This window comes from Glaciimonas sp. GG7 (genome assembly GCF_052976905.1).
Window position 1 is genome coordinate 20,072 of sequence record NZ_JBRIIQ010000051.1, and the last position, 8,793, is coordinate 28,864.

Annotated in this window: 8 protein-coding genes; 7 read left to right on the plus strand and 1 reads right to left on the minus strand. The window is 51.1% G+C overall.

Annotated features, from left to right (window positions below; all coding sequences use genetic code 11):
* The first annotated feature begins 68 nt into the window (after positions 1–68).
* The 5 genes from ACVBEF_RS12955 (at position 69) to ACVBEF_RS12975 (ending at position 6,284) form a co-directional block, all read left to right on the plus strand.
* A complete protein-coding gene (locus tag ACVBEF_RS12955) occupies positions 69–791 on the plus strand; it encodes a fimbria/pilus chaperone family protein (protein WP_447124360.1) in 723 nt (240 codons plus the stop codon).
* The gene (locus ACVBEF_RS12960) at positions 791–3,316 is read left to right on the plus strand and encodes a fimbria/pilus outer membrane usher protein (RefSeq protein ID WP_447124361.1); all 2,526 of its coding nucleotides are present in this window, start codon (positions 791–793) and stop codon (positions 3,314–3,316) included. The genes ACVBEF_RS12955 and ACVBEF_RS12960 overlap by 1 nt, the downstream gene beginning before the upstream one ends.
* A 132-nt stretch (positions 3,317–3,448) precedes the next feature.
* The gene (locus ACVBEF_RS12965; protein WP_447124362.1) at positions 3,449–3,919 is read left to right on the plus strand and encodes a hypothetical protein; all 471 of its coding nucleotides are present in this window, start codon (positions 3,449–3,451) and stop codon (positions 3,917–3,919) included.
* Positions 3,920–4,064: 145 nt separating this feature from the next.
* Positions 4,065–5,225: an agmatine deiminase family protein gene (locus ACVBEF_RS12970; protein WP_447124363.1), complete on the plus strand. Its 1,161-nt coding sequence runs from the start codon at positions 4,065–4,067 to the stop codon at positions 5,223–5,225.
* Positions 5,226–5,384: 159 nt separating this feature from the next.
* Positions 5,385–6,284 (plus strand): patatin-like phospholipase family protein, encoded by a 900-nt coding sequence (locus ACVBEF_RS12975; protein WP_447124368.1) that lies wholly within the window; start codon positions 5,385–5,387, stop codon positions 6,282–6,284.
* Between the two features lie 98 nt (positions 6,285–6,382).
* On the opposite strand, the gene ACVBEF_RS12980 is transcribed toward ACVBEF_RS12975, so the two are convergent.
* A complete protein-coding gene (locus ACVBEF_RS12980; protein WP_447124364.1) occupies positions 6,383–6,997 on the minus strand; it encodes a C40 family peptidase in 615 nt (204 codons plus the stop codon).
* 251 nt (positions 6,998–7,248) lie between these two features.
* Here ACVBEF_RS12980 and ACVBEF_RS12985 point away from each other — a divergent pair, with 251 nt between their 5' ends.
* Positions 7,249–7,656 carry a GlcG/HbpS family heme-binding protein gene (locus ACVBEF_RS12985; RefSeq protein ID WP_447124365.1) on the plus strand — a complete coding sequence of 136 codons (408 nt, stop codon included), beginning with the start codon at positions 7,249–7,251 and terminating at the stop codon, positions 7,654–7,656.
* 363 nt (positions 7,657–8,019) lie between these two features.
* Positions 8,020–8,793 (plus strand): carbamoyl phosphate synthase small subunit (locus ACVBEF_RS12990; RefSeq protein WP_447124366.1); only part of this gene is annotated, 774 nt, incomplete at its 3' end.

Sequence of the window (8,793 nt, forward strand, 5' to 3'; positions counted from 1 at the left end):
TTTAGTTTTTACGCATGTATAAAATTAAATATATCTTTCTATTTTTTCTATTCTTGCGAAAGCTACTTATGCAAATAGTTTCTCGAAAACTTCCTATTTTTCTTTTGTCAGTAACAGTGCTGGCCAATATTGTCAGCCCTGCGTTGGCAAGCGGCATGCTGCCTGAGACGTCGGTCGTCATTATTAACGAAGCCGATGGTGAGGGAAGTATCAATGTTAAGAACACGGACCCTAAGCCTGCATTACTACTTTCGTCGCTTGAAAGTGTGCCTGAAGATACGGAACCGTTACTTTTTATTACGCACCCGGTCACCCGGGTCGAGCCCGGAGAAACACAATTAGTCCGTTTTATTATGCAGGCCAAAGAACCGATTAAAGTGCAGCGTTTGAAGCGGGTTACTTTTGAGGGAGTTCCGCCCAAGAGTCTGACGGGTAGTTCCGAGGTAAAGATGACGGTGCGCCAGGACTTGCCTGTCATCATCCATCCGAAAGGCCTGGAAAAAAATCATGCGCCGTGGACGCTGTTGCAGTGGTCGATTGCGAATGGCAGTGTGACGGCAAAAAACGATAGCCCTTACGTGGTCCGTCTGGGTCAAATGGTCAGTTTGCAGCCGTCAGACATGAAAGTGGGTTTGCCACGGACCTATATTTTGCCGGGGGAGACGATTGCTGTTGCCTTGCCTGCCGAGGCTAACGCCGAAGCTGTCGATGCTGTTCGGATTCACCCGGCAACGGTGTATGGCTACATTGTGGCCGCTTACGATGCGCCGCTTTCAGTGCAGCAGAAATAATGCGTTGTGTACGCGCAAGGTCTTCGTTTGCAGTGATGGTGTCGGCGGCGATAGTGAGCCTGAGTCCGGCGCAGGAGGTCATTGCTGCCGAGCTGGAGGATGCGTCCATTGCGGAAACCAAGTCTGCCAAGGGTAAGCCTTCTACGGCGGCAACCTTTGATCTGGATATTCTTAAACAGCGAGGAATTGATCCTAAAGTCGCTGAATATTTACGCGAAGCACCGCGTTTTAGCGGCGGCACGCGCCTCATTTCTGTACAGGTCAATGGGGTTATGCGTGGTTTGGTGAATGCGTTGTTCGATGCCGATGGGCAGCTTTGTTTTAATCAGGCATTACTGGACAAGGCAGGTTTGATCACGCCGGATAAAAAGTACCTGATCGCGCCTGGTGACCCTGCGAACGGTTGCTACGATTTCAAGGCAATGGCACCGCAGACGGAGATCGAATTACGTCCAGGTAAAGAAGAGGTGGCCTTAGTAGTGCCGGGTGAGGTCTTACGTGTTGCGCAGGAAGATTTTTCGGGATACCAGACCGGTGGTACGGGCGGTTTGTTTAACTACAGCGTGGTGTCGCTGAGCAATCAATTTAAAGGCGGGGCATCGCACTACCTGTCGGCCAATACCGAACTGGGACTCAATGCGCACGATTGGATCGTGCGCAGTCGGCAAAGTTATATGGCGACCGATACGCTATCGAATTTTCAGTTTTTGTATAGCTACGCACAACGCACTTTTGTCGATCTCAAAAGTATTGTGCAGGCGGGTCAACTCAATATCAGGAACTCGGCGGTAAGCGGTGCTGCGATGACTGGCGTGCAAATCTTGCCTGAGGCGGCGCTGCGTAAGGACGGTTCGACAGGGGCGACTGTCACCGGGATTGCGCAATCACAGGCGAAGGTGGAAGTGCGTCAGTCTGGTGCGTTGATTTATTCCACTGTGGTACCCGCGGGGCCATTTACGTTGACCGATATTGCTGTTTTGAACAGCACTAGCGATCTTGTTGTGACGGTGATTGAAACCACTGGAGGGCAAAGGAGTTTTACGATACCGGCGGCTTCTTTAGCGAATACTTCATTGGCGGCTCCCGGCTACGCATTTGCGTTTGGACAGCTGCGCAATATGGGCGGTCAGGGGAGGGCAAATGCGTCGCTCGTCATGACTGGGAGCGGTGGTTGGCTGCTCAAGGACCGCCATTTGCTTTCTGCCGGATTAATGGTGGTGCCGGATTATCAGTCTGCGGCATGGAGTCTGGATACGAAACCGTCGACCGAATCGTCTATTCATGTGCGTAATGTCGTCTCGTCTGCAACCGAAGAGGGCGTTCTGGGTAGTCAGTTGAGTATGTCTGTCGGAATGGCGCTTACCGATACGCTTACCGCTGGCTTATCGACGACGCATCAGAGTGCCGGGTATCGTGATTTGGTCGATAGAAGTCGCTGCACTGTCGACCGGAGCGGGACCGATGACTGGTTAAGCGGTCGTGCGAAAAGCCAGTACAGCGCGTCGCTGGGGTGGAGCAACGCTACTCTGGGTGGTTTTAATGTTTCGTATGGTGCATCGAGGACCTTTGGTGACCGTTCGACCCAACGCGTTGTGGGTTCCTGGAGCAAGTCGTTCAAACAAGCAACGGTTTCCGCCAATCTTGAAAGCAGTCTTGGGGCCAGCGGGGAGGGCAAGAATAATCGTGCTTTTTATCTGAACGTGAGCATGCCATTTGGCGGGCGCAGTGTGCGTTCTTTTGTCAATAACGCTAACGGAAAAAGCCGTCTGGGTGCATCGACGAGTGAGCAGGTCAATGCGTATCTGAACTATAACGTCTCCACTGAACGCGACGCCTCCAATGGCAACGTGGATGTCGCTGGCAATGTGGCACTGTTGCCGCGTTACGCTCAGGTTAATCTGGGGTACTCGCGCAGCGGATCGGGAAGCACCAGTTACAGCGGTCAGCTACGTGGCGCGATTGCAGTACATGACGCTGGTTTGACGCTATCGCCCTATGCGATACAGGACACATTTGCGGTTATGAAGGTGGCCAATGTTGCCGGGATTAAAGTCAATACCGGGAGTGGTCCGGTGTGGACCGATATCTGGGGGCGCGCTGTGGTCCCGCAGCTCTCACCTTACGCCAAGACGCGCCTTGAGGTCGCCACCAAATCGTTGCCGCGTAATGTGGATATTAAGAACGGCTTTAAGTCGCTCGAGGTCGGTCGGGGTTCTGTGCACTACGTCGATTTTGATATTGAACAAGTGCGTCGGGTGCTCATCACGGCAACCGATTCGGCTGGTCTGCCGTTGCCGAAAGGGGCACTCGTTGTCGATAGCCAGAACCAATTTCTGACCAGCGTCATTGACGGCGGAACAGTATTTTTATCGAATAGCCAGTTGGCTGATGAAATAAGAGTGCATTTGCCAGATGGTCGTCAATGCAGCCTTGAATTCACTCTGTCGAAAAAGCACGATATGGATGCTTACTTTGAGAGAGTTGACGGGTATTGCAAACCGTTGACGTTATCGGAAAAAACATAATATTTACGCAGTTTTTAGGGCTGCTTTTGGGGAAGTGAAATGCACTATCGACAATCGGGTTACATCAAAAAAATAGGACTTTCACTCTGTTTGTGGCTTTCAGTTTCGTCGGCTTGCGCGGAGAACTGTCAGATGCAGTTGAGCGAAACGACGATCGATTACGGGCGTTTGACGCGCGGGGGAATGCTGGAAAATCAAAGCGGCCCCAGTCTGTCGCTGGGCAAACGGCAAATGACACTCACGGTGACATGCCAGAAACCGACAGGGATGTGGTTGAAAGCCAGAGGCATCACCGGTGTAGATAAATTTGCATTCGGCAGTACGGGTCAATTGATGATCTATTTGTCACATGTGCAGTTGGATGGCGCGCCAGTCAATCTGGGGTTGGCGTCAACGGTTGGTATTTTGCCTGCCGAATCAAAAGCGACCATGGTGATCGGTCCCGGCGCGATCGTAGCGCCCACGACTGCGGGAGAGATCGTTAAGGGCCGACATTTTTCTGCGCAAGTTGAAGTTGATGCCATCGTTGACGATGCTACGACACGAGTAGGGACGGAGACGGTGATAGAGGGGCGCGTGAACTTTGAACTGGTGGAAGGTTAGTGGTCCATCGCTTGATTCGATAGTTACCAATTATGCGCTGGTGCAACGCCTGCCGATAATGGCCGCCGGTCCTGTTGGACCCATGAGACCGGCGGTCTCGTGTTAGCGCCCGATAAATATCAAGACTTTCTGGAGTATTTTTATTATGTTAAAACGTCGAAATTTTCTCAAATATTCTCTGATCCAGTACGCTGGCGTCAACGCGGGTTGCCCTTCATCCGACTCAGGCGTCATTACTCCTACGATCGATTTCCCCAGTGTTTTGCCCGGCGGTTCAGGTTCTTCGATCGGGACTGTTGCGGCTTTTCGCATGCCTGAAGAGTCAGCAAAGCATGTCCGGACATGGATGCAGTGGCCCGCCTCTGCCAAGCTTTACGGTGGTGCTGGTTACCTGGATTTAGTCCGCAAGAATCTGGCTCGGCTGGCTCGCACCATAGCGGACTTTGAGGAAGTATTTATGCTGGCCCGACCAGATCAGGTGGCGCAGGCGCAGCATTTATGTGGGTCGACTGTGACTGTGCATGCGATGGCGGTTGACGATATGTGGGCACGGGATTCCGGCCCGATCTTTGTTGTCGATGGGCAAGGGGGGCAAGCCATCATGGATCTCAATTTTAATGGCTGGGGAAATAAGCAGCAGCATCAAGACGATACCAGGATCGCTGCCAATATCGGCCGGATGCTCAATATTCCGGTCTTGCAAGGGGGATTGACATCAGAGGGTGGCGCGATAGAAGTCGATGGAGACGGAACCGTTCTGACGACGGAAAGCGCCGTCATGAATGACAACCGCAATCCCGGGTTGAGTAAGGCGCAATTGCAAACACGGCTCAACGCTGCGCTCGGGACCTCCAAGGTAATCTGGTTGCCGGGCGTGCGCGGTGAAGATATTACCGACTGTCATATCGATTTATTGGCACGCTTTATTAAGCCAGGGCTGGTGTTAGTCGAGTTAATGCCGCAGGGAGATACCGGCTCGGAGGCGCGCATGGCAGAGGGGGCCGTTACTCAGTTGAAGGCATCCATAGATGCTTGTGGACGTCAGCTCGAGATCGTCACTATGCGTCGCTCGGTGACTGCACGCTCGGATGAGCCGGATTTTTGCAACGGTTATGCGAACTACTACGTTTGCAACGGTGCTGTGATACTGCCTGAGTTCGGTGATGCGCATGCTGATGCAGCGGCAGCCGCAACATTGGCGGGACTTTATCCAGGACGCAAAATTGTGCAGGTGAATGTCGACCGTATCTGCGAGAACGGTGGCGGTATTCACTGCGTGACGCAACAACAGCCAGCGGTTGCCTGAGCGACTTTTGTGTATGAATTGAATGGCTGACGCTTATTGTTACAAAGGGCGTCAGCTCTCTTTACGTTATTGTCGAGTAGAATTCCACGTCCTCATCGTGTTTCTTCTCTAATGAATCCAATCCCTTTATTGCGCCATGCGCGAACAATGCGTTCGTCGATGGCTATTTTTCTCTCTTTATCATTGCTGGCAGCGTGCCAGACTACGGCACCCACGGTGCCTGCCGTACCATCAGTCACCGCTCCGGTAGTCGAAAAAGAAGTGCCGCGTCACATCAAAATTGGTCTGGCGCTAGGCGGTGGTGCTGCGCGTGGCTTTGCGCACATTGGGGTCATCAAAGCCTTGGAAGCGCAGGGAATTGTGCCCGATATCGTTGTTGGAACCAGCGCCGGGAGCGTTGTCGGCGCGTTGTATGCGGCAGGCAATAACGGTTTCGCGTTGCAACAGATGGCCTTGAAAATGGATGAGGCAGCTTTCTCAGACTGGTCGATACCGTTGTTTGCGAAAGTAAGCGGGGTATTGAAGGGTGTCGGTCTGCAAGACTATGTGAATCATGCCGTCGGTAACGTGCCGATTGAGAAACTCAAAATACCGTTTGGGGTAGTCGCGACGGATCTCAATTCCGGTCAGCCGATTTTATTTCGCCAAGGCAATACCGGCCTGGCTGTGCGTGCCTCATCGGCGGTGCCGGGGGTGTTTCAGGCTGTGAGGATAGGCAGTCATCAGTATGTCGATGGCGGTTTAGTGGCACCAGTGCCCGTGCGTTACGCCAAAGAAATGGGGGCCGATTTTGTGATTGCTGTGAATATTTCTGCGGCACCTGAGGCGCAGGCGGCGTCGAGTTCGATCGATGTGTTGCTGCAGACTTTTGCGATTATGGGTCAGAGTATTAATAAAAATGACTTGAAAGAGGCTGATATTGTGATTCGCCCAAACCTCGACACCATGAAGGGGAATGATTTTAATGCCCGCAATATGGCTATTCTTTCTGGTGAGCAGGCGACGATGGCGTTAATGCCTCAGATCAAAAAGAAGTTGCAGGAGAAGCGTGGGGGATGATGTTGCGTATGCCGGGGATGATGATCGTCAAGAAGCGCGTTCCAATAAAAAAGCCACATTGTTAAATGTGGCTTTTTGCATGTGGATGCTATCGATGGCTATTCTTGCGTGGCAGTAATATTGGCGATGGTCGCCGGATCAAGATCGCTAATACGGCGTGCGCCATTAAAGCGGTTTTTCCAATACGAAAGATCCATACTTTCAATGCGTACCGAAGCGCCGGTGCGTGGTGCGTGGATAAATTTATTGTTTCCCAGATAAATACCGACATGCGAAAAGCTGCGACGCAGAGTGTTATAGAACACCAGATCGCCGGGCTTTAAATCTTGCTGGCTGACCTTCTCACCCTCGCGGCTGAGTTCAGCCGAGGTTCGCGGCAGATCAACGCCAAGCGCTTCCTTGAAGACATAGCGCACCAGACCACTGCAATCAAGACCTGTTTGGGGAGTATCGCCGCCATATTTGTAACGGATGCCGATGAGCCCGATAGCGCTTTGTGCAAAATCGGATGCGCGCTCGGTGAATTGGTCGGTAAATTGTTGAAACTTGCTGCGAGGGGATGGTACTGCGGGGGACGATGCGGTGGTGGTCGGTGCGTTATACAGATCGGTGATGTCGCTTGCGGATGCCGGAATTGCCAACCAGCCGCTGGCGAGCAGAGTACATGTTAGCGCTAGGGTAGAAAAAAATGAGGAGGGTGTTTTGATCGTCATCGGAATTGAGGCTTGGGTCAGCACGACCGCATGAATGTAGGTGAATAGGTCCCGATTTAAAATCAAGGGCTTAACTCAAGATGCATGACCTGATAACAAATCTGGCTGCAAGTTCCCAAAGCGAATAAATTAATTGAAGATAATAATCGAAAAACGCTGTTTTGTACGTCAATTTTTGGGTCAATGTATTTGATGGTATCTATATTTAGTCTGCCTCAAGTACAATAATTCCCATTATCAAAGGAGAAATAATGAAATCTAAACAAGTGTTAACACTCGACGACGTCAAAAAAATTGCAGGCGCAGCAGAAGCAGAAGCGATTGCGAATAAATGGGCGGTAACCATTTCGATTGTTGATGATGGTGGACATTTATTGTGGTTGCAGCGTCTTGATGGCGCGGCACCGATTTCTGCGCACATCGCACCGGCGAAAGCCAAAACAGCTGCTTTGGGTCAGCGTGAGTCAAAAGTGTATGAAGATATGATCAATAATGGCCGCTTTTCTTTTATTACTGCTCCTAATCTGGAAGGTTTACTTGAGGGGGGCGTGCCTATTATTGTCGGTGGCGAATATCTGGGCGCGGTTGGTGTGTCTGGCGTTAAGTCATCAGAAGATGTGCAAATTGCTAAGGCCGGTATTGCTGCATTAACAGCCTGAAATTAATTGCTGTATTGCATTTTTTGTATGAAGGTAGTGCGGTGAGCACTACCTGATTTGAAAAGTATGATTTGTAAAAATAGTTGGAAATGCTCCTGCCTATGAAATGCGCTTGATGTAATGATCAACGCCAATTTCCACTAAGAATTTTCTTCATAATGCCTAGGCGATGTCCATTTTGGATTGTCTGAAATGTAGTTTTAGGCTATACTCAGGCGGTTTAGCCCAATTTACTCCGTCGTAGCGCATACACCTCCATTTCGTCCCAAAAAGACTATAAATACTTCCAAAATCCTCTTTTTTGGGGTTTTTTAGCGGACGTTTTGCACAGCGCAGCGGCGGCAACAACATCAGGAGTTACCTTTGCCGCCATTTTTTTCTGGCCATGCTGTTCCGGCCGTCCTCGCGCTTGCAGATGGGTCAATTTTTCAAGGTTTTTCGATTGGCGCTGTTGGCCATACAACCGGTGAAGTGGTATTTAATACCGCAATGACCGGGTATCAGGAAATTCTTACCGATCCTAGTTACAGTCGTCAAATCGTTACACTGACTTATCCCCACATCGGCAATACAGGTGTTAACGCGGAGGACATCGAGTCTTCCCAGATACATGCTGCGGGTTTGATTATTCGCGATTTGCCGAGACTCACTTCTAACTTCCGTTCCAGCCAAACGCTGGAGTCTTACTTGCAAGATGCGAAGATAGTCGCCATTGCAGGGATTGACACGCGCAAATTGACGCGCATTTTGCGTGAAAAAGGCGCGCAAAGCGGTGCCATAGTGACCGGCGAGGCAGATATTGCCGTCGCTACCACAACTGCGCTGGAACTAGCGCGTAGCTTTCCCGGATTAGCAGGAATGGATTTGGCGAAAGTCGTTTCCACGCCTAAAGCATATAGCTGGAGCGAGACAGAATGGCGTCTCGGTCGCGGTTACGACCAACAAATCACGCCTAAGTACCACGTTGTTGCGTACGACTATGGCGTCAAATTCAATATTTTGCGGATGTTGGCTGAACGTGGCTGCAAAGTCACCGTGTTGCCTGCGCAAGCGAGCGCCGCTGAAGCTTTGGCGTTGAATCCGGACGGGATATTTTTATCGAATGGCCCAGGCGACCCAGAGCCATGCGATTACGCG